The organism is Campylobacter ureolyticus ACS-301-V-Sch3b (genome assembly GCF_000413435.1).
Taxonomy (GTDB): Bacteria; Campylobacterota; Campylobacteria; order Campylobacterales; family Campylobacteraceae; genus Campylobacter_B; species Campylobacter_B ureolyticus_A.
Map to the genome: position 1 here is coordinate 1 of NZ_KE340327.1, position 20,487 is coordinate 20,487.

The 20,487-nt window shown below is 28.2% G+C and carries 20 protein-coding genes, 2 rRNA genes and 1 pseudogene; 21 read left to right on the forward strand and 2 right to left on the reverse strand.

The window, feature by feature from the left end:
- The 19 genes and pseudogenes from HMPREF9309_RS05135 to HMPREF9309_RS09145 form a co-directional block, all read left to right on the forward strand.
- A 23S ribosomal RNA gene (locus tag HMPREF9309_RS05135) occupies positions 1-123 on the forward strand; the annotation flags it as partial.
- A 143-nt stretch (positions 124-266) separates the two neighbouring features.
- Positions 267-385, forward strand: a 5S ribosomal RNA gene (gene rrf, locus HMPREF9309_RS05140).
- A 362-nt stretch (positions 386-747) separates the two neighbouring features.
- Positions 748-1,071: pseudogene (locus HMPREF9309_RS09215) on the forward strand (putative barnase/colicin E5 family endoribonuclease); the annotation flags it as partial.
- Between the two features lie 156 nt (positions 1,072-1,227).
- Positions 1,228-2,421, forward strand: coding sequence for a hypothetical protein (locus tag HMPREF9309_RS05145; protein WP_016646860.1), 1,194 nt, complete (start codon positions 1,228-1,230; stop codon positions 2,419-2,421).
- A 154-nt stretch (positions 2,422-2,575) separates the two neighbouring features.
- Positions 2,576-2,896 carry a hypothetical protein gene (locus tag HMPREF9309_RS05150; protein WP_016646861.1) on the forward strand — a complete coding sequence of 107 codons (321 nt, stop codon included), beginning with the start codon at positions 2,576-2,578 and terminating at the stop codon, positions 2,894-2,896.
- Positions 2,897-2,956: 60 nt separating this feature from the next.
- Entirely contained in the window at positions 2,957-3,598 is a 642-nt protein-coding gene (locus tag HMPREF9309_RS05155; RefSeq protein WP_016646862.1) for an HAD family hydrolase, read from the forward strand.
- A gap of 48 nt (positions 3,599-3,646) precedes the next feature.
- The gene (locus tag HMPREF9309_RS05160) at positions 3,647-3,880 is read left to right on the forward strand and encodes a DUF2018 family protein (RefSeq protein ID WP_016646863.1); all 234 of its coding nucleotides are present in this window, start codon (positions 3,647-3,649) and stop codon (positions 3,878-3,880) included.
- Positions 3,881-3,882: 2 nt separating this feature from the next.
- Positions 3,883-4,785: a polyprenyl synthetase family protein gene (locus HMPREF9309_RS05165; protein WP_016646864.1), complete on the forward strand. Its 903-nt coding sequence runs from the start codon at positions 3,883-3,885 to the stop codon at positions 4,783-4,785.
- Complete coding sequence (gene hemA / locus HMPREF9309_RS05170) at positions 4,785-6,095, forward strand: glutamyl-tRNA reductase (RefSeq protein ID WP_016646865.1); 1,311 nt, start codon at positions 4,785-4,787, stop codon at positions 6,093-6,095. Before HMPREF9309_RS05165 ends, hemA begins: the two co-directional genes overlap by 1 nt.
- Entirely contained in the window at positions 6,085-7,797 is a 1,713-nt protein-coding gene (locus HMPREF9309_RS05175) for a proline--tRNA ligase (RefSeq protein ID WP_016646866.1), read from the forward strand. The genes hemA and HMPREF9309_RS05175 overlap by 11 nt, the downstream gene beginning before the upstream one ends.
- Positions 7,794-8,198, forward strand: a complete 405-nt coding sequence (locus HMPREF9309_RS05180; protein WP_016646867.1) for an FxsA family protein — start codon at positions 7,794-7,796, stop codon at positions 8,196-8,198. Before HMPREF9309_RS05175 ends, HMPREF9309_RS05180 begins: the two co-directional genes overlap by 4 nt.
- An 11-nt stretch (positions 8,199-8,209) precedes the next feature.
- The gene (gene hemC / locus HMPREF9309_RS05185) at positions 8,210-9,145 is read left to right on the forward strand and encodes a hydroxymethylbilane synthase (protein ID WP_016646868.1); all 936 of its coding nucleotides are present in this window, start codon (positions 8,210-8,212) and stop codon (positions 9,143-9,145) included.
- A 33-nt stretch (positions 9,146-9,178) separates the two neighbouring features.
- The gene (locus tag HMPREF9309_RS05190) at positions 9,179-10,987 is read left to right on the forward strand and encodes a menaquinone biosynthesis decarboxylase (RefSeq protein WP_016646869.1); all 1,809 of its coding nucleotides are present in this window, start codon (positions 9,179-9,181) and stop codon (positions 10,985-10,987) included.
- A gap of 4 nt (positions 10,988-10,991) precedes the next feature.
- Positions 10,992-11,882, forward strand: coding sequence for a DUF3137 domain-containing protein (locus HMPREF9309_RS05195; RefSeq protein ID WP_016646870.1), 891 nt, complete (start codon positions 10,992-10,994; stop codon positions 11,880-11,882).
- A gap of 373 nt (positions 11,883-12,255) precedes the next feature.
- Complete coding sequence (locus HMPREF9309_RS05200; RefSeq protein ID WP_016646871.1) at positions 12,256-13,260, forward strand: Fe(3+) ABC transporter substrate-binding protein; 1,005 nt, start codon at positions 12,256-12,258, stop codon at positions 13,258-13,260.
- 5 nt (positions 13,261-13,265) lie between these two features.
- The gene (locus HMPREF9309_RS05205) at positions 13,266-14,870 is read left to right on the forward strand and encodes an ABC transporter permease (protein WP_016646872.1); all 1,605 of its coding nucleotides are present in this window, start codon (positions 13,266-13,268) and stop codon (positions 14,868-14,870) included.
- 3 nt (positions 14,871-14,873) lie between these two features.
- Positions 14,874-15,479, forward strand: coding sequence for an ABC transporter ATP-binding protein (locus HMPREF9309_RS05210; protein ID WP_016646873.1), 606 nt, complete (start codon positions 14,874-14,876; stop codon positions 15,477-15,479).
- A 186-nt stretch (positions 15,480-15,665) separates the two neighbouring features.
- Positions 15,666-16,421 (forward strand): hypothetical protein, encoded by a 756-nt coding sequence (locus HMPREF9309_RS05215; RefSeq protein ID WP_016646874.1) that lies wholly within the window; start codon positions 15,666-15,668, stop codon positions 16,419-16,421.
- A 171-nt stretch (positions 16,422-16,592) separates the two neighbouring features.
- Positions 16,593-17,420: a hypothetical protein gene (locus HMPREF9309_RS09145; RefSeq protein WP_016646875.1), complete on the forward strand. Its 828-nt coding sequence runs from the start codon at positions 16,593-16,595 to the stop codon at positions 17,418-17,420.
- Positions 17,421-17,662: 242 nt separating this feature from the next.
- Here the strand turns inward: HMPREF9309_RS09145 and HMPREF9309_RS05225 are convergent, their stop codons facing one another.
- The gene (locus HMPREF9309_RS05225; RefSeq protein WP_016646876.1) at positions 17,663-18,229 is read right to left on the reverse strand and encodes a hypothetical protein; all 567 of its coding nucleotides are present in this window, start codon (positions 18,227-18,229) and stop codon (positions 17,663-17,665) included.
- Positions 18,229-18,852: an IMPACT family protein gene (locus HMPREF9309_RS05230; RefSeq protein WP_016646877.1), complete on the reverse strand. Its 624-nt coding sequence runs from the start codon at positions 18,850-18,852 to the stop codon at positions 18,229-18,231. The genes HMPREF9309_RS05225 and HMPREF9309_RS05230 overlap by 1 nt, the downstream gene beginning before the upstream one ends.
- Before the next feature lie 250 nt (positions 18,853-19,102).
- Here HMPREF9309_RS05230 and HMPREF9309_RS05235 point away from each other — a divergent pair, with 250 nt between their 5' ends.
- Together HMPREF9309_RS05235 and grpE are read left to right on the forward strand one after the other, a co-directional pair.
- A complete protein-coding gene (locus tag HMPREF9309_RS05235; RefSeq protein ID WP_016646878.1) occupies positions 19,103-19,894 on the forward strand; it encodes an HrcA family transcriptional regulator in 792 nt (263 codons plus the stop codon).
- Positions 19,891-20,466 (forward strand): nucleotide exchange factor GrpE, encoded by a 576-nt coding sequence (gene grpE, locus HMPREF9309_RS05240; protein ID WP_016646879.1) that lies wholly within the window; start codon positions 19,891-19,893, stop codon positions 20,464-20,466. Before HMPREF9309_RS05235 ends, grpE begins: the two co-directional genes overlap by 4 nt.
- Positions 20,467-20,487: the final 21 nt, after the last annotated feature.

Here is a 20,487-nt window from a genome sequence, read left to right on the forward strand (position 1 = left end):
AAGCCAACTCCAAGATTAATCTTCTTTTAAGAGCTCTTATAGACTATAAGTTTGATAGGCTGGGTGTGTAAGTGATGTAAGTCATTTAGCTGACCAGTACTAATAGCTCGTTTGCTTATCTTATTTTTATAAGCATCACTTCCTTGTTAAGGATAAATTATCCTTTAAACAAGTTTTATAGTTTTAAATATTAAAACTTAGACTTTTAACAATTTAACTAACAGTGTTTAATAAGAGTATTTATTTAAATATTTTTATTTAACACTGTCCGTGGTTATACAGATGTGGAAACGCCTTGCTCCATCCCGAACCAAGAAGCTAAGCACATCGTGGCTGATGATACTCTCCCTTACTGGGATGTTGGGAAAGTAGGTCACTGCGGACTTTGTTTTTATAATATCTATATATTTTTAATTATTTACTTATCCGATATTTATTACAATGTTTATTTTAAACATATCTAATCAAATTTAATTTTAAATGCTTTTTATTTGCTTGTTTGTTTATTTTATCTTTTATCTTGTTTATGTGTTTATTTAGATAATGGTGGTTAGTTTAAAATTTTATTGCAAAAAAGATTTATGATGTAAATATAGATTTTATTAGATATGTAGTGTTTTTATAAAAATAATAAAGGGCGAAGAAAAAGACCTAGCAAGAATAAATTTAGAAAAAGAACTAAATATCACTCCTATAAAAGAGTTTGGCAAAAACTATGCTGAGTTTTACCACAACCCACACGGAGCAATTAACAAGCTTTTAGCTGAAAAACAAGGGCAAGTTGCAGGGGCGTTTTATAAAAAAGATTTAGGCGATATTGACTTAGTTTGGGGCGATACAAGGTTAGGGCTTAGAAAAATACTAGATAAACATATTGATGATTTTAGTGAGTTTGGTAGTGATGTAAATGCAGTTGGCAAGGCGTTAAATGAGATAATAAGTAAAGGCAAATTAGTCAATAAAAATGGCGTTGAAACTATTTGGCTTAAAAAAGGCGATAACTTCTATCTAGTAGGTCTTGCAAAAGGATATGATAAAGTTGGAGATAATAAGTGGGTAATAACTTCATATAAGAAAATAAAAGGAGATATTCCAGATGAGGTTAAGGGCAATACCGCGAACCTGCCAGCTTATAGCGGTAAATTTAAGGGAGAACTGACTTCTTCTCATCCACCCTTAACCTCTAATACAGATAATATACCTAAAAACACCTTAAACAATGATAAAATGAAAGGTGGTTTTACCACTCAAGCTATGGCTAAAAACATAGTTGCTGGTGGTGTAGGTGGTGGCATAGGAGCTTATTCAGCGCCTGAAGATAAAAAACTAGAGGGCTTTATAATTGGAGCTTTAGGGGGAATGGGGGCATCGAACTTTGGTGGCATCTCTCACTCAGCCGTTAATCTAGTAAAAAATATGATAAAAACTCCAAAAGGAATAGATAAAGCAATTGAAAAAGGAGTGGATAAAGGCTTAGTTGGTGTTGCTAATAAGTTTTTAAGCAAAGAGGCATCTAAAACTTGGAGCGATATCGGTGGCAATGTTGGAAATATAAAATATCTATTTGCTAATACCTTAGATAAAAGTTATGAAAAAGTAAGAGATAGTGTAACTGGTGAATTAAATGCTATGTTTAATAAGTATGTAAATTTAAGTGGTGTTTTAAATCAGTTATCAAAGAAAGATAACAAAGCTTTTTATGACTTTTTAGCAAATAATGGAAGTATTGAAAGCCTTAGCCCTGAAATTAGAAAGTTTGCAAATGATGTTAAAAATCAAATAATAAAAGAGTTTGAATATCAAGTAGGAGCTAAGCTAGTAGATGAAAATACTGCAAAAGAGTTTAGCGGAAACTTTTTAAGCCGTATCTATGAAAACGAGGGATTAAAGTCAAAGTTTAAAGACTGGATAAGTAGTAGTTCATCAGCTTTTGGGATAGACCCAATTTATAAAAGAGGACTTGAAAAAACCATTGGTATAGGAGAGTATCAAAGACTAAAAGCACTTAATAAAATAGCTGTTAAAGGGGATAAGGGCTTTTCTACAGGTGGAAAATGGATACTAAATGAGCCTTATGATGAAAAAACACTTTTAAAAATGGCTAATGAAAATACAAAAATAAAAATAAGGCGTGATTATACAGCAGATGAAAGAGCTAAAATGGGAGAAGTAACAGATATCGCAAGGGTGCTTCCTCAAACTCTTTATAAAATGGCTAGTAGGAGGATAAATAACGAGTTTTTAAGTAAAACGCTAGATTTAGCTAAAAAAACAGATAAGATTTTAGCCCCTGATGAGTTGTTACCACATCTAAAAGAGTTGCAAAAAGCAGGTAATAAAAGAGAAATAATGCGTTTAGGGTATATGCAAATACCTGATAATGACAGATTTGGAGTGCTAAAAGGTAAGTTTTTAAGATAAGTAATACTGTTTAACACTTTTCTATGAAGTTGTTATAATTATATGTGTAATTTTAAAAAATAAATAATTTTATTTAGTATTTTTTTTAAGTAAAAATAAAAGAAAAATAGTATATAATGAAAGTCATTTATGCCAAAATTTTTTAAGGATTTATATGAAAAAATTACTTTTTATCTTGTTAGCCTGTTTTGTTTCATTTGCCTTTGCTGATATCTCTGATGAGTGCAGAAATAAAACTAAAGATGAGTGCTTAAGCTACTTATCACAAAAGTGTGATGAAAACAATTGTGAATATTGTCAAAAGCTTATAACTTCCTTAAATGTAAGTTTTGTTGCAACTCAAAATTTAACTGTAAATTTTGACACAAAACAAGAAAAAGAGATAAAACTTGAAAAATTAAAAACTAAAATTAAAACTGTTTATAGTCAAAAGAAAGAAATTTGCCCACAATTGACAAATTTTATTGATTTTTAAAATATTTATTTAACCATATCAAAAGCAAAATTTGTATACTATACTCAAAAAAGGAGATGTATGAATTTAGTTATTTTTGATATGGATGGAACTTTAGTTGATAGTAGCAAAGCGATAACTAGCACTATAAATACTACTAGAAAAGAGCTAGATTTAAAACCGAATTTAGAAAGTGATTTTATAGTAAAAATTATAAATGATCCAACTAAAAATTATATAAAAGAGTTTTACCCAGGCATCACACCATCGCAAAAGCTCATGGATAGATTTGAGGTTTTGTTTAGGCAAAATTATGAAAAGTATGCTACGATTTATGGTGGCATAAAACATCTTTTAGAGAAATTAAAAAAAGAAAATATTGCCATAGCTCTTGCTTCAAATGCACCTAATAAATCACTTGAAAAAATACTAAAAAAACTTGAAATTTTTGAATATTTTGACTACATAATTGGTTTTGATGAAGAAAATCCTAAAAAACCAGATCCAACAATGCTTATAAAAATAATAAATCATCACTCTAAAAACAATAAATCTTTTAAAACTATTTTTATTGGCGATAGCTTAAAAGATAAAGCTGCATCTTCAAACGCTAAAATACAATATCTACATGCTAATTGGGGTTTTGGCAAAGGACTTATGCAAGGAGTTGATACACCAAATGAAGCGTTAAATTCTATTTTAAATTATTTTTATCAAAATTAAAACTTTCTTTTGATATAATGAGATAATTATTTTTTAAGGATGTAAAATTTGGATATTTTTGAAAGCTCACCTAGGCAGAAGTTTTTCGATATCATTTTTAACGCAAATCAAAATATAGTTGAAACTGAGATTGAAAATTTGCTTATTGAATTTGTGCATTTAAAAAAAACTTTAAAAGATAAAGAATTAACTATTTCAAACCTAGACAATGAAGCAATACAAGATGAATTAAATGATATCTTTATACAGCTAAGTTCAAACATATTATCAAATAGCGAGTGAAAATGGAAAATTTAAATAAAATCGATGAAATTATGAAAGGTTTTGTAGAAGAATTTTGCTATGAGAAAGCTAATTCAATGTTTTTAAACATCAGTTCTGGAAAAAAACTTCGTTCAAAACTTATCTTAAAAATAGCTGGAGTAAGCGATGAAAGCTTAAAGCTTTGTGCAGTTATTGAGATGATTCATGCAGCAAGTTTGCTTCATGATGATGTTATTGATGAAAGTGACACAAGGCGTGGAAAAAGCTCTATAAATGCAACATATGGCTCTAAAAATGCTATTATGCTTGGAGATATTTTATATTCAAAAGGGTATTTTGAGCTTAGTTTATTTGATAAATTTATTGCTCGTAATGTATCAGCAGCTGTTTCATTGCTAAGTATTGGTGAGTTAATGGATATTGAGCTTAGTAAAAAATTTAATAGTAATAAATCTCTTTATTTTGAGATGATTTATAAAAAAACAGCCGTTTTAATAGAAGCAAGTGCAAAATGTGCGGCTTTTTTAAAAGGTTATGACGCTGATAAATTTGCAAAATATGGTAGAAATTTAGGTATTGCTTTTCAAATAGTTGATGATATTTTAGATATTGTAAGCGACGATGAAACTCTTGGAAAGCCAGCTTTAAGTGATTATAAAGATGGAAAAACAACTCTTCCATATATTTATCTTTATGAAAATTTAAATGATAAAGATAAAAAAACATTATTAAGTTATTTTAAAAAAGAACTTAGTAGCGATGAAATTTTATGGGTAAAAGATAAATTTAATGAGTTTAAAATAATTGAAAAATGCGTAAATGAGGCAAAATTTATAGCAAATGAGGGCATAGAAGCTATAGAAAAATATAAAAATAACGAACTTATAGATATAATGAAAAATATGGTTGATAGGAAGTTTTAGTGAATTTTTTAAGTATAAGTTTTACACATAAAAACACAGATATTGATATAAGAGAAAAACTATCTTTTTCTAGTAATGAGAAAAAAGAAGAGGTTTTAAGGCTTATTTTATCAAATCAAAGTATATCAGAGTGCATGTTGCTTAGTACTTGCAATAGAGTTGAAGTTATGGCTTTTGTAAATGATTTAGAAATTTCTCAAAGTTATATTTTAAAAGTTATGTCTATAACAAGTGGTGTGGCTTTAAATGAGCTTGAAAATAGAGCCGATATATATTATGCTAGTGGAGCACTTCATCATCTTTTTTTGGTAGCAAGTTCTTTAGATAGTTTAGTTATTGGAGAAACTCAGATAGTAGGACAGTTAAAAGATGCTTTAAAATTTGCAATTGATGGCAAATATGCTGATTTAAACTTAAAAAGGGCAGTTGATTATTCTTTTAAATGCGCTGCTGAAGTTAGAAATAAAACTGAAATTTCTAAAAATCCAGTATCTGTTTCAAGTGTAGCTGTATCAAAAGCAAAAGAAATTTTTAAGAGTTTAGAAGGCATAACAGCAGTTGTTGTTGGTGCTGGAAAGATGAGTGAGCTAGCTTGTAAGCATTTATTAAGCAGTGGTGCCAAAATAATTTTAGTAAATAGAAGCAAAGAAAGAGCCTTAAATTTGATAAATGAGTTAAATGCAGATATTAAATATGAGCCTTTTTCAAATTTAAAAGATGTTATTAACTCTCATCAGCTTATTTTTAGTGCCACAGCTTCCCCAAAAATTGTCATTGATGATACTTTTATAGAAGAGTGTGAGTTTGATAGATATTTTTTTGATATCGCTGTTCCAAGAGATATTGAAATTACAGAATCATTAAATTTAAAAGTTTATAGCGTTGATGATTTACAAGAAATTGTAAAATTAAATTTAGCGATGCGTGAAGAACAGGCTCAAATAGCTTTTGCTATTGTTGGCAGATATACAAATGAGTTTTTCAAATGGCTTCAAACTTTAGCAACAACTCCAATTATTAAAGCTTTAAGATTAAATGCCAAAAAAATAGCTGAAAATGAAATACAAAAAGCTATTGAAAAAGGTTATTTAAAGCATTCAGATCAAGAGGAAGCAAGAAAATTAATTCATCAAGTTTTTAAAGCATATCTTCACAAGCCTACCATTAATTTAAAAAATTTAGAAAGTGATGATGCTTGTGCTGTGGATTTAATTTTAGATATTTTTGATATAAAAGATGAATTTGAAAAATATACTTCACAATACTCAGATATAAATTTATTAGCAAAAGGCAACACCGATGAAATTTAGCAAATTTTTCATACCAACAACAAAAGAAGCACCAAAAGATGCAGTTTTACAAAGTCACATCTATCTAATAAGAGCTGGTTTTATAAATCAAAATGGAAGTGGACTTTATGATTTATTGCCATTAGGAAAAATGGTTTATGATAATATTTATAATGTTATAAAAGAAGAAATGGATAAAAGTGGAGCAATACAAGTAAATTTTAGCGTTGTAACTCCGGCTGATTTTTGGAAGGAAAGTGGAAGATTTAATGTTTATGGAAAAGAACTTTTAAGATTTAAGGATAGAAAAGAAAATGATTTTGTAATAAGTCCTACAAATGAAGAAAGTGCTGTAAATATGGTAAAAAATAAAATTACCAGCTATAAACAGCTCCCATTAAATATTTATCAGATAAATACTAAATTTAGAGATGAGGCAAGACCTAGATTTGGACTTTTAAGAGGGCGTGAGTTTGTTATGAAAGATGGATATAGTTTTCATTCAAGCACAGAGGACTTAGATAAAGAATTTGATAATATGTATAAAACTTACACTTCCATTTTTACAAAATTAGGACTTAATTTTAGAGCTGTTGAGGCAGATAGTGGAGCAATTGGCGGAAGTGGAAGTAAGGAATTTATGGTTTTGGCTGATAGCGGTGAAGATGATATTTTGGTTTGTGAGAGCTGTAAATATGCTGCTAATATCGAAGCTGCCAAAAGAAAGCCTAAAACTTGCAATAATTTGCCACCGCAAAGTAGTATGATGAGTAAATTTCATACACCAAATTTAAAAACAATTGATGAAATTGCTAATTTATTTAAAGTTGATAAATTTTATACTATAAAAGCAATTATTAAAAAAGCAAAATTTGAAGATGACAGCTTTAAAATAGTGGTATTTTTCATAAGAGGTTGCGATGAACTTCAAGAAGTAAAAGCTTTAAATGCGACTTCTGCGCTTGAACTTATGGATGCAAGTCAAGAAGAGATAGAAGAAGCTGGGCTTGTAGCTGGATTTTGTGGACCAGCTAAACTTCCAAAAGATATTTTGTTTTTTATAGACAATGAGTTAAAAGACCAAAAAGAGATGATAGTTGGAGCAAATGAAAAAGATTATCATATAATTGGCTTTAGTGTTTCAAGCTTTAAAGATGAGAGATTTAAAGATTTGGTAGCTGTAAATGAGGGTGATTGTTGTCCAAAATGTGGTGCTATTTTGAAAAAAACAAAAGGCATTGAGGCAGGGCATATATTTAAACTAGGACAAAAATACTCAAAACCTATGAATGCTACTTTTTTAGATAAAAATGGCAAAACGGTACCATTTTTTATGGGTTGTTATGGCATTGGAGTTACAAGACTTATCGCAATTGCCGTTCAAAGTAGTCACGATGAAAAGGGAATAATTTGGAATGAAAAAATAGCTCCTTTTAAACTTCAAATAATAATTTCAAATATAAAAGATGAGAATCAAATTAATTTTGCAAATGAAATTTATGAAAAATGTGAAAATTTAGGAATAAAAACTATTCTTGATGATAGAGATGAAAGATTTGGCGTTAAAATGAATGATTATGAATTAATTGGATTTCCATACGCCTTAATTGTAGGTAAAAATTTAGCAAACGGTGAAGTTGAGTTTATAAAAAGAGCTGGTCTAATAAAAGAAAAAATTTCAAAAGATGAAGCACTAAATAAGATAAAAGAGATTTTATTATGAGAAAATATTTACTTCCATACGCCATTTTAGAGACTTTATTTGTAATGATGTTTATTTACAAGTATGGTTTTTTTGCTCTTTTATTAGAAGTTATTTTAAGTATTGGCGTTGGATTTATTTTAATATCAAAATTTGGAATGTTAGATTTATTAAGAGATTTTAGAACCATTTCACCAAAAGATATTTCAGGAAATTTTGGCATTGCATTAGGAGGATTTTTTTTACTTATTCCTGGTATTTTATCAGATACAATAGGTTTTTTAATAATTATTTCAAGTATTGTAATGCGTTTTTTATCAAAAGATTATATCGATTTAAAATCTAGAAATAAAAAACACTCAAAAACAAGCTATGATGATGATATTATAGATGTTGAAATTATAGATGAAAGAGATAAATAAAAAGGAAAAATATGAAAAAATTGATAATTGCTTCAAGAAAAAGTGCTTTAGCTATGTGGCAAAGTGAGTTTATAAAAAGTGAGATTGAAAAAGAACATAAACTTGAAGTAGAAATAAAAAGTATGAAAACAAAAGGTGATGTAATTCTTGATAGTCCATTATCAAAAATAGGTGGAAAGGGACTTTTTACAAAAGAGCTTGAAGTTAGTATGCTAAATGGTGAGAGTCATTTAGCTGTTCATAGCTTAAAAGATGTTCCTATGGAATTTCCAGATGGACTAATTTTGGGTGCAGTAAGCAAACGAGAAGATGAAAGAGATGCATTAGTAAGTGAAAAATTTGCTTCAATAAAAGATCTTCCAAATGGTGCAAGAGTTGGAACTACTAGCCTTAGAAGACAGATGCAAATTAAAATGCTTAGACCAGATATTAAAATTTTACCACTTCGTGGAAATGTAAATACTAGGATTAAAAAACTAAAAGATGGTGAGTTTGATGCAATTATTTTAGCTGTTGCAGGAATTAGAAGAATAGGGCTTGATAAAGAAGTTAAACATATTTATAAATTTAGTAAAGATGAGATGATTCCAGCAATGGGACAGGGTGTTTTAGGAATTGAATGCCCTAATAGTAGTGAAATTTTAAGTCTTATCTCTTTTATAAATGATAAAAAAGCTTTTATGGAAATAACAATAGAAAGAGCATTTGTTGGAGCATTAGAGGGTGGATGTCAAGTGCCAATTGGTGTAAATGCTGAAGTTATAGATGATAATATAAAAATAAATGCTGTCGTTGGACTTCCCGATGGAAGTAAATTCATTAAAAAAAGCATTATTATAGATAAAGATGAGTTTAAAACAGCTGGTAAAAATTTAGCTGATGAGTTTATAAAAGAAGGTGCAAAAGAGCTTTTAAAAGAAGCTGAAAAAATGGCAAATAATAGTTAGTTGATTTTAAAAAAACTTTAAAAAGGATAAATTATGCAAGAGTGGGTAGAAAAATTTAAAGAAGCTGGACTTTTAAAGATCATTGATGAGCCAGTTGATATAGATAGAGAAATTGGACATATCAGCTACATTGAGGTTAAAAAAAAGGATTCTAAGGCACTACTTTTTACTCGCCCTATTAGTAAAGATGGGCGAATTTATCCTCCTGTTTTAACAAATACATTTGGAAGCTTTGAAGCTTTAAATTTAATTTTAGGAAAAACTCCAGATGAAATAGCAGATGAGATAACCTCACTTTTAAAACCAAAAAAACCTACAAATTTAGCTGATAAATTTGATTTTTTAAAATATCTTTATTCACTAAAAAATATTTTTATTAAAAAATTAAAAGGCGAGGGTGTTTGCCAAGAAAATAAAATCTTAGGTGAGAATGTTGATTTGTATGACTTACCGCATCTTACAACATGGGAAAAAGATGGTGGACCTTTTATAACTATGGGGCAAGTTTACACCAAAGATTTAAATGGAGAAACTCAAAATTTAGGAATGTATCGTTTGCAGGTTTATTCTAAAAATAGACTTGGTATGCATTGGCAAATTCATAAAGATGGAGCAAATTTCTTTAACGAATATAAAAAAGCTGGTATTAAAATGCCAGTTTCTGTGGCAATTGGCGGAGATCCGCTTTATATTTGGTGCGGTCAAGCACCTCTTCCACATGGTATTTTTGAATTGCTTCTTTATGGTTTTATTAGAAAAAGTCCTGCAAAACTTGTAAAAAGTTTGACAAATGATATTTATATTCCACATGATAGTGATTTTGTTATTGAGGGGTTTGTAGATCCAGATGAGCTTGAAGATGAGGGTCCATTTGGTGATCACACAGGTTTTTATACACCTATTTTGCCATTTCCTGTTATGAATGTAACTGCTATAACTCATAAAAATGCTCCTATTTATCACGCAACAGTTGTTGGAAAGCCGCCTTTGGAGGATAAATATATGGGGTATGCAACAGAGAGGGTATTTTTACCTCTTTTTAAAGTTACAGCTCCAGATTTAGTTGATTATAATATGCCTGAAAATGGTGTTTTTCACAATTTAATACTAGCTAAAATAAATGCTTGGTATCCAGCTCATGCAAAACAAATGATGCATGCTTTTTGGGGAGTTGGTCAGATGAGTTTTGTAAAACATGCTATTTTCGTTGATAGTGACGCTCCAAATTTAAATGATTTTAATGAACTTGGAAAATATGTTTTAAACCGTATAACTTCAAAAAGTTTATTTTTTAGCGAAGGTGTTTGTGATCAGCTTGATCACGCAAGCCCAAATTCTTGCTTTGGTGGAAAACTTGGCATTGATGCTACTATAGACTTAGAGCCAAAAGAGGCTGAAATGTTAAGCAATGAAGAGCTTTTAAAGGAATTTAAAAAAATAGACAAAAATATTATAAATTTAAAACAATATTTTTGCGATACAAAAAATCCAGTAGTTTTGATAAATTACGATAAAAAAGATATTGTTAGAAAATGTTTTAATGAGCTTTTAAAACTTAGAAAATATTTTAAAATCTTAATATTCTTAGATACAAAAAATGATGTAAATAACCCATATATTAGTGTTTGGAGAATTACAAATAATATTGATGCACTTCGAGATATTTATACAAACAGAGATCAAATTTGCATAGATGCAACAGAAAAAAGCCAAATTGATGGATATGAAAGAGAGTGGCCAAAAGAGGTTAATTGTTCAAAAGATGTTATTGAAAGCTTAATAAAAAGAGGACTAGTAGAAAAAGATGAGGAGTTTTTTAAGAAATTTGAGATAATGGGATAAAATTTTGAATCTTTTAGAACTGGAAAGATATAGAAAAGATACCCTTAAAAATCTGAAAAACCGTGATATTAAAGCGGTTTTTCATGTGTTTTTGATTTTATTAACTCCTTTTGTAGTTTGTGCTTTAATGGGTTATGGGTCATATTTAGAGTTTGATTTAAGTACCATTGCAATAATTATATTAGCTTTTATCATATATTATTACGCTTGTTATTATCAAAACAGAGAGATTTATATTTTTGAAGAAATAAAAAAGTATAAAATCTCTTTCAAAACTATTTATGTTAAAAATTTCATTGAAAAACAAGGATTTAAATATCTAGGTCATAAAATGTCAAATAAATTTGATAGAATTTTGTTACAAAGTAGTGGTTTTTTTAACTCATCAGAAGTTGATTATTTAGATGATGTCATAGAAGGTGAAAAATTTGGCACTAAATTTAAGTTTTTTGAAGTTTTTATTAATTCTAGTGATTCTAATTTTGGTGGAGTCTTTTTTGTGGCTGATTTTTCAAAAGAGATAAACTCACAAACTACTATAATTTCTAAAAAAATTATCAATTTTAAATCGCATAATATTTTGATGGATAATGCTCTTTTTAACGATAAATTTAAGGTTTTTAGTGATAATCCTATAAATACAATGTATATTTTAACGCCTTTATTTTTAGAAAAAATAGCAAATTTAACTAAAAATTTTGGTGATGATATTAAAATAAATTTTAAAAATTCTAAAATTTACATTCACATTGAGGGAAAATACGACCATTTTGAACCAGATATTTATAAAAGTGCAATTACAAATAATCCGGCTAAAAATATCTTAGATGAGATTAACGCTTTGCTTGATATTGTTGAAATTTTAGTTTTAAATTCTAAAATTTATAAAGTATAAAAATAAGGATTTTGTTTTGATAAGAACAGTAATATCATCAAGCGATATAAAAATAATAAATCACCATCTATTTTAGTATATTTATCAAACTAAAATTTATTGTTTTTATAATAAATTTTTTATATTTTTATATTTTAAAGTTTCTAGTATAAATTATTTTTTATTCATAATGCCTTTTGTTTTTTATTTTTATGTAAATTTTATATGTTTTGCAAATATCAAAACTATTTTTTAATAGTGAATTTCTTACAGATATTTATTATGTTTATTATATCTATAGTAAAAAAGATAAACCACCAAATTCTATTTATAAATTACTATTTGTTTACTATTGTAAATTATAATAATTAATATCATTATATAAAGGAAAAAGATGAGAAAGATTATTTTTTCGGCTTTGATTGTTGCAAGCTCTTTGTTTGCAGACTCTGTTGTAAATGTTTATTCTTCAAGACATTATGACTCAGATAAGATGGTTTTTGATGCTTTTACTAAAGAGACAGGCATCAAAGTAAATGTCATACAAGACAAGATAGAGGCGATTACTCAAAAACTTGAGCTTGAGGGCAAGGATACAATAGCTGATGTTTTTATGACAGTTGGTGTTGGCGATCTTTACAATGTAAAGCAAAAAGGGCTTTTACAGCCAATAAACTCAAAAATTGTAGATGAAAATATACCGCTAGATTTGATGGACAAAGATAAAAACTGGGTAGGTATCACATACCGTGCTAGAGTTTTGGTTTATGATCCAAAGAAGATAGACAAAAAAGAGCTCTCAACCTATGAGGCGTTAAGCGGTGATAAATTTAAAGGCAAAATTTTAACTCGCTCATCAACATCATCATATAACAAACACCTAATAGCCTTTTTGATAGCAAAAGATGGCGAGGCAAAGACAAAAGAGTGGGCAAAAGGCTTGGTTGCAAATTTTGCAAGAGCTCCAAAGGGAAATGACAGAGATCAGGCAAAAGCCATAGTTTCAGGTGTTGGAAGTGTGGCCATAATGAATAGTTACTATATGGGTAGAATGTCTGTTTCAAAAGATCCAGTAGAGCAAGAGGTTGCTAGAGATTTAAAGGTATTTTTTCCAAACCAAAACGATGGAGGAACTCACATCAATTTAAGCGGTGCTGGTGTTACAAAATATGCTAAAAACAAAGATAACGCAGTTAAGTTTATAGAGTTTTTAACAACTCCAAAAGCACAAGAAATTTTTGCCAAGACAAATTTTGAGTTTCCAGCCAACCCAAAAGCAGAGCCTGCTGATATCGTAAAATCATGGGGAGAGTTTAAGAAAAGCAAGATTGATTTTGATGAAATAGGCAAAAACCTCACAAAAGCTCAAATGATAGCTGATGAGGTAATGTGGAAATAGTGCGAATGATAAGGCGCTTTAAGAGGTGCGATGCACCTCTTATTTTTACTTTCGTCTGTTTGGCTCTTGTAATATTTCCAATTATCTATATATTTTTTGGGATCTTTAACCAAACAAACGAATCGACTGAATTTTTGTTTAAAACACAGCTTAAGTTTTACATAAAAAACAGCTTTATAATACTTTTTTTTACAGGAATTTTTACAGGCATTATAGGAACTTTTTTAGCCTATTTTGAGACATTTTATGAGTATAAATTTAAAAATTTCTTCAAATTTACCCTTATTTTGCCATTTGCAATCCCTAGCTATCTTTTTGGGTATATTTATGTTGATTTTTTCAGCTATTCTGGCTGGTTAGTAACTTTTTTAAGGCAAAATTTTGATATAAGAGTCCATTTTGACATTATGAATATTTATGGTGCTATTTTTGTGCTAACACTGGCTTTTTATCCGTATGTCTATATCATCTTAAGAGGATTTTTAAAAAGGTTTCCGCAAAACTATATAGAAGCATCGCAAAATTTAGGTTGCACTCAAGTTAAAACCTTTTTTAAAGTCATCTTGCCTCTTAGCAAACCTGCAATTATAAGCGGTATGACGCTTTGTTTGATGGAGTGCCTGAATGCTTATGGAGTGCCAAACTATTTTGGACTTCATGTATTTAGCACAGGAATTTATAAGGCTTGGGTTGGGTATGGCGACTTAAATGCAGCTATAAAACTTGCTTCGATTTTGCTTTTTTTAGTCTTTTTTATCATAATAGTTCAAAAGTTACTGCAAAAACCATATGCTATAACTGTTACAAAAAGACAAAAGATAAGAGCCAAAAAATTAAGTAAAAAGAGCGAAATTGCTGTTGTTTGTCTAATTTTTTTACTTTTATTGGTAGCTTTGTTTTTGCCACTTCTTCACATTTTTATCTGGCTTTATCAAAGCTATAGTGATATAAATTTAATTTCGCTTTTCAATCTAAGCAAAAATACAATTTTACTTACAACATTTTCAGCCATGCTGATAGTAGTTTTTTCTCTGTTTATCAACGAGTCTTTGAGGCTAAAAGAGGGCAAGATCAAGGAAATAGCAACTTCATTTGCAAATATTGGCTATAGCATTCCAGGTTCAGTTGTAGGTATCTCGATGCTTGCGATATTTATAAATATCGACAAGTCAATGCAGTGGTTATATCGGCTTTTAGAGGTGAAAGCAACTCTTTTTTTAACATTAAGTCCGTTGGTTTTGGTCTTTGCTTATATGATCAGGTTTTTGTCTTTAGGATATATGGGAGTCCAAAATAGTCTCAACCAACAAGGAAAAAAATACTATGAAGCCTCTTTAAGTCTTGGAAAAGGAAAACTAAAAACATTTTTTTTGGTAGATCTGCCAATGATAAAACCAGCTATTTTAAGCTCATTTATACTTGTTTTTATTGAGATAATCAAAGAGCTTCCATTAAGTTCGCTTTTGACTCCGCCAAATTTAAAAACTCTAGCTTTTGAAATGGATAGATATGCAAGTGATGAGCAGCTAGCTTTAAGTGCGGCTCCTGCTATTGTGGTTGTTGGCATAAGTTTAGCTTTGCTGGTAATTTTAAATAAACTAAAAGGATAAATAGTGTTTTTAGAGCTAAAAAATGTCTCTTTTTCATATAAAAAAGATCAAAATTTAATCTCAAATTTAAACTTTTCTTTGCAAAAAGGAAAACGTCTAGCAATACTTGGCGAAAGTGGAAGTGGCAAAAGCACGATTTTAAGACTAATTAGTGGCTTTGAGAATTTAGATAGTGGAGAGATCTGGCTAGATGGTCAAAATATCACTTTTTTACCACCAAACAAAAGAAATATAGGCTATCTTTTTCAAGACTATGCGCTTTTTCCACATCTTAAGGTTTGGCAAAATATAGGCTTTGGCATAAAAAATGATAAAAAAAGAGTTGATGAGATGCTTGAGCTGATTAGAATGAGTGAGTATAGAGATCTCTATCCTCATGCTTTAAGTGGTGGTCAGCAACAAAGAGTAGCACTTGCAAGGGCGTTAGCAATAAAGCCTAAACTTTTACTTCTTGATGAGCCATTTAGTGCTCTTGATGCAGGTTTAAGGACAAAAATAAGAACCGATATAAAAGAAATTTTAGATAGCCTTGAGATAACTTCGATTTTAGTTACTCACGACCTAGATGATGTTAAAAACTTTGCAGATGAAAGCTTTATGCTTAAATAGAGGCAGTAGCTCTTAAAATTTACATTCACATTGGGGAAAAATACAACCATTTAAAACTAGATATTTATAAAAGCACAGTTGCAAATAATCCAGCTAAAAATATCTTAGATGAGATTAAGGCTTTGTTTGATATTATCGAAGTTTTAAATTCTAAAATTTATAAAGTATAAAAACAAGGATTTTGTTTTGAAAACGGCATTTAACACTTTTTCAAATAAACGCGATTATGATAAAGAACCGATAGTTATTAAAGATTATAGTTATTTTTTTGGTGTTTCGTTGAAGTATTTTTCAGTAACTATTGGTACAACTATTATGTTTTATATTCTTTGTTTGGTAATGGATGAAAAAATAGAAATTTGGCTTTTATTTGTTCCTTTAATAGTGCCTTTTGTATTTGTTTTTTACGATTATTATGCCCATGTTATAAGAGATAATTACAGGCTTTATTTTACAAATAATTCTATTAATTATATGCTAAATGGCAAATTAAAACGAAAAATTAATATAAACGAAGTGCCAAATTGTTTACTAAAACCTTTTTGGAAAAATAAGCTTGATATCGAATCTATTTTATTTATTTTGGTTCTTGTGGTTTTTATAATTTTTCTTTGGATAGTTTATGCAACAAAACCTTTGCCAAGGGAAATTTATTATATTATTATATCTTGGTTTTTGTCTAAAATGTTTGCAAATATAATATTTAAAGTACTTTTATATTTATGGATAAATAAAACTTTAAGTGGATTTAGAATTTTTCCTATTTTAATTGTAGCTAAGCCTATTATAGATCCAAAATCAGGAACTGGCATATGGCTATCAAATCAAAAATATTATTTTATATATTTTTATAATGAACAAATTTATGATGAAATTAGAGAGTATTTTTTGCAAAATTTGGGTATTGATATTGATAAAACTAAAAAATTAATTACATTTTAATGGATAAATTACAAATAGAGAAAGCGTTGCAAAAAACAGCTTGAAATTTAGCTATAAAAATAACAATCTTTTAAAATATTTAAGCTAAGATAAAATTTGAATAATATTTAAGATTTAAAATATTAAAATAAGCTAATTTTATAAAAACAACAAAAGGCTAAAATTTGAGTGATGATAAAAAAAGAAAAACTTAGAGAGTATTTAAGAAATAATAGACCTAAGAATAGAGTAAATTTAGGCAATAACCATTATGAAAATTCAAATAATGAATTAGATGGCTTAAATTCAGATGAAAATTTAAATTCAGACAATTCTCAAATTTCAAACAATAAAACAAATTCAAATAAACGAGATTACGATAAAGAGCCGATTATTATAAAAGATAATAATTTAAATTTATTTTTTATTTCATCCATAACTTGCATTTTTTTAGTTCTTTTAACATGGGGATATTTTGAACAATCACAATCTTTTTTATATACAAGTATAATAGCAATGATTTCCGGTATTGCTTATTTTAGAGAATATTTTGAAAGTGCAAATACTAGATTTATTTGTTTTAATAATTCATCTATTATCTATTTAAATCCACGAAGAGAAATAAAATTAAAAAATATTAAAAAGGTAAGAAGAACATTTAGTATAAAATATGATAGATATGGTGGTATTTTATATAATAAAATAGCTGTTATTTTTATATTTTTATCTTTATTTATAATATTTTTTCATAGTTTATTGCTTAAAGGCTTAAAAGAGATGTTTTTTATTTTGTTTGGGTTTTGTTTTTGCATATTTATGCCTAAATTTTTACTTTATTTAAAAAACGGTGGTCTTATTTTTAAATATAAATTGTTTGATGCTGTTGTTATAAGTGATGAAAACACATTTATAAATATATTGCCAAATGACGAAAAGGAAAGAAATTTATTAAAGAGATATTTTTTAGATAAAAAGAAAATTAATATAGAAAATTCTAAAATAACTTTTTTTATAATATGAATTAGGTTAAGGAGAAAAAAATGAGTAGAGAAAGCGTTGAAAAAATAATACTTAGATATAAAATATAATGAAATATTAAAGTTCTAACAAAAGAAAAGGTATATAGTTTTGGTTTTAACAACGCAAAAAAAAGTTTCGCAAAAAATGTCATTTATTAGACATAGCACATAATAAAGCATATTGGTTCAAAAGAGCTATAAATAAAATATAAAGTTTATAAAAAGCCTAGACAAATAATTAATTTATTTGCCATTTGTATTTTTTATACTATTTTTTATTTCTAGCATTATAATATTTAAAGCTTCTTTATAAATTTCATCACTAGAGTTTTCTTTTAAATTAACAATATTTGAAATTTCTTTTTCTTTAAACTCTTTTTTATTTAAAGGGTTTGTAATTTTGTATTTTATTACAAATTCAAACTCTGTTTTAGAGCCTTTTTTTCTTACATTAAAGGCAAAAATTTCATAACTAAGTGAATTTTCAAACTCTTTAAATTTGTCATTTTGAAACTCTTTTTTTAGAATTTCATTTAAATTATCTATAACTTTTTTAGAGTCTATAAATTTATTTAAAACTAAAAATTTATTTTTTACAGTATTTCCACCATGTATAAAAACCTCACCCTTTTTTAAGTCTGATTTTGTAATATTATGTTCTAACAGATTTTTATCTCTTTGACAAAAATCCATTTGTGGATGTTTAAATTCACTATTTTCACCAAAAAACTCTTTAAAATTTGAGCTATTTGTCTCGTTAGAAAATAAAAAAGACAATACAAAACATGCTAAAACTAACTTTTTAATCATTAAAAATCCTTTAAAATATCTTTTGCAAAAAGCGGAATTGATAAAAATTTAAACTCATCTATCAAAAAAACTTTACAAAAATCATAAAACTTTATAAACTCATCTTTATTTACTGAAATTTCAATACAAGCTCCAAAATTTCCAAATTCTTTTTGGCATTTTAAGCCCTCTTTATCTAGAAAATACTCAAATCTTGATATCAGGCTAAATGGGACAAAAAATGAGCAGCTATTTTTTATCTCAAAATCTATTAATTCAGCTTGGCTAATAGCTAGATTTACACTTGAACTATATGCTCTTACAAGTCCTCCAGTACCAAGCTTTATGCCGCCAAAATACCTTACTATAAAAACTCCAGCATTTATAATATCAGCACCTCTTAAAGAGTTTAGTGCAGGTGGTCCGCTTGTGCCTTTTGGCTCTCCATCATCACTTTGGTTTTCAACGATTTGAAGATATTTATTATAAAACCTATAAGCCCAAACTATATGAACTGCTTTTGGATGCTCAGCCTTCAATCTCTCATGGGTTTTATCAAAAAGCTCATACGGAACTAAAAAAGACAAAAAAGTTGATTTTTTTATTTCTTGTTTTGCGTAATATTCGCTATTTACTGTTTGCAAAAATTTCCCTTTATTGTTTTTTAATCTCTATTTTATCTAAAAAATATAAATTAAAAGTATTATTTAGTCTTTAAAAGTTGAGTGTTAGAGACTAAATAAAATTAAATTAATAAATTTATATAAAATACTTGACATTGTAACGCTCACATTGTATAATACCACTTAGCAATTTAAAATATAGAGTGCTAACATTAAAAGCCAATTTAAAATGTATTTTTAGATTTGGCAAGTTTATTTGAGGTTTTATGGGATGAAGATAAATAAAAGAGATTTAATACTTAATTACATAATAGAGGCTTATTTGGATGAAAATACTCCAATTGGCTCTGTTGATTTAGGTCTTAGAATGGATGGTTTGATCCCAGCTTCAACCATTAGAGTTTATTTTAAAAAGCTAAGCGATGAGGGTGCTTTAAAGCAGCTTCACATAAGCGGCGGTAGAATGCCAACTGTTTTGACTATGAAAAACTATTGGGAGAAAAAACTTAGCAATTTAGACAAAAAGTTTATTGTAAATGAGCAAGTTTTAGAGCAAGTTTTAGATAAATTTAGTATTTATTGTATGATTTTTAGCTCAGATAATGAAATTTTAAATGAGGTGATAAATTATAGAGATAGGTTTATTATACTTTGTTTTTCAAGAAGTGAAATTGTTTTAAAATTTGATTATAGAGTTTATGATTTACTTTTAAATTTGGTTGGAACAGAGCTTAAAGACTTGGAGAGAATTTCTATTCAAGTTGGATTAAGTGATCTTAGAACTAAGCTAAAGGAGCTTAAAAGATCTGAAATTAAGTTTATGGCAAATGAAGTAATTGCATATAAAATATTTGAAGATGAAAGATTTAAAATGCTTTTTGAGCCAAGCATAACAACAAAATTTAGTAAAAATTTACTCTTTTATCCGATTTTTGAACAAGGATTTATGGGTATAAAAACAGATGTTGTTTATAAAAACAGTGATGCTACTATGCTTTGTGCAGGAAGTGTTTATGAAGATTATGAAAAATTTTTTAATATTATAGGAATGGAGGCAGCATGAATCAAGATGAACTAAAAAATGGTTTTTGTGCTGATTATAAGTGTGAAAATATAAACAATCAAGCTGATTGTACAGATAACAAAGAGTGTGAGTGTGAAGAAAAATCAGATAAAAACTCACAAAATGATGAGGTTATAAAGCTTCAAAATGAACTTAGTGAACTAACTGATAAATTTTATAGAGCAAATGCAGATTTTGAAAACATCAAAAAGCGTCTTGAAAAAGAAAAGCTTACCGCAGTTGCTTATGCAAGCGAGAGTTTTGCAAAGGATATTTTACCAGTAATTGATGCTTTAGAAGAGGCTTTAAAGATACAAACACAAGGTGATGACTTGGCAAGCAAGATAAAAGATGGTGTAAAACAGTGTCTTGATATGATGCTAAGAAGTCTTGAAAAACAAGGTATCAAGCAAATTGAAACTGATGGTAAATTTGATCATAATATCCACAATGCGATAAATCAAGTTGAAGATGAGTCAAAAGAAAGTGGAGATATCCATCAAGTTTATCAAAAAGGATATTTGTATAAAGATAGAGTTTTAAGACCAGCAATGGTTGTTGTAGTAAAATAAAAATAAATTTAATAAAAAGGA

What these genes read in the sequence shown, in the direction of transcription:
- HMPREF9309_RS05145 (WP_016646860.1), top strand. Translation starts at nt 1,228, where the DNA reads ATGAAAGGTGGTTTTACCACTCAAGCTATGGCTAAAAACATAGTTGCT.
- HMPREF9309_RS05150 (WP_016646861.1), top strand. Translation starts at nt 2,576, where the DNA reads ATGAAAAAATTACTTTTTATCTTGTTAGCCTGTTTTGTTTCATTTGCC.
- HMPREF9309_RS05155 (WP_016646862.1), top strand. Translation starts at nt 2,957, where the DNA reads ATGAATTTAGTTATTTTTGATATGGATGGAACTTTAGTTGATAGTAGC.
- HMPREF9309_RS05165 (WP_016646864.1), top strand. Translation starts at nt 3,883, where the DNA reads ATGGAAAATTTAAATAAAATCGATGAAATTATGAAAGGTTTTGTAGAA.
- HMPREF9309_RS05175 (WP_016646866.1), top strand. Translation starts at nt 6,085, where the DNA reads ATGAAATTTAGCAAATTTTTCATACCAACAACAAAAGAAGCACCAAAA.
- HMPREF9309_RS05180 (WP_016646867.1), top strand. Translation starts at nt 7,794, where the DNA reads ATGAGAAAATATTTACTTCCATACGCCATTTTAGAGACTTTATTTGTA.
- hemC (WP_016646868.1), top strand. Translation starts at nt 8,210, where the DNA reads ATGAAAAAATTGATAATTGCTTCAAGAAAAAGTGCTTTAGCTATGTGG.
- HMPREF9309_RS05190 (WP_016646869.1), top strand. Translation starts at nt 9,179, where the DNA reads ATGCAAGAGTGGGTAGAAAAATTTAAAGAAGCTGGACTTTTAAAGATC.
- HMPREF9309_RS05200 (WP_016646871.1), top strand. Translation starts at nt 12,256, where the DNA reads ATGAGAAAGATTATTTTTTCGGCTTTGATTGTTGCAAGCTCTTTGTTT.
- HMPREF9309_RS05205 (WP_016646872.1), top strand. Translation starts at nt 13,266, where the DNA reads ATGATAAGGCGCTTTAAGAGGTGCGATGCACCTCTTATTTTTACTTTC.
- HMPREF9309_RS09145 (WP_016646875.1), top strand. Translation starts at nt 16,593, where the DNA reads ATGATAAAAAAAGAAAAACTTAGAGAGTATTTAAGAAATAATAGACCT.
- HMPREF9309_RS05225 (WP_016646876.1), bottom strand. Translation starts at nt 18,229, where the DNA reads ATGATTAAAAAGTTAGTTTTAGCATGTTTTGTATTGTCTTTTTTATTT.
- HMPREF9309_RS05235 (WP_016646878.1), top strand. Translation starts at nt 19,103, where the DNA reads ATGAAGATAAATAAAAGAGATTTAATACTTAATTACATAATAGAGGCT.
- grpE (WP_016646879.1), top strand. Translation starts at nt 19,891, where the DNA reads ATGAATCAAGATGAACTAAAAAATGGTTTTTGTGCTGATTATAAGTGT.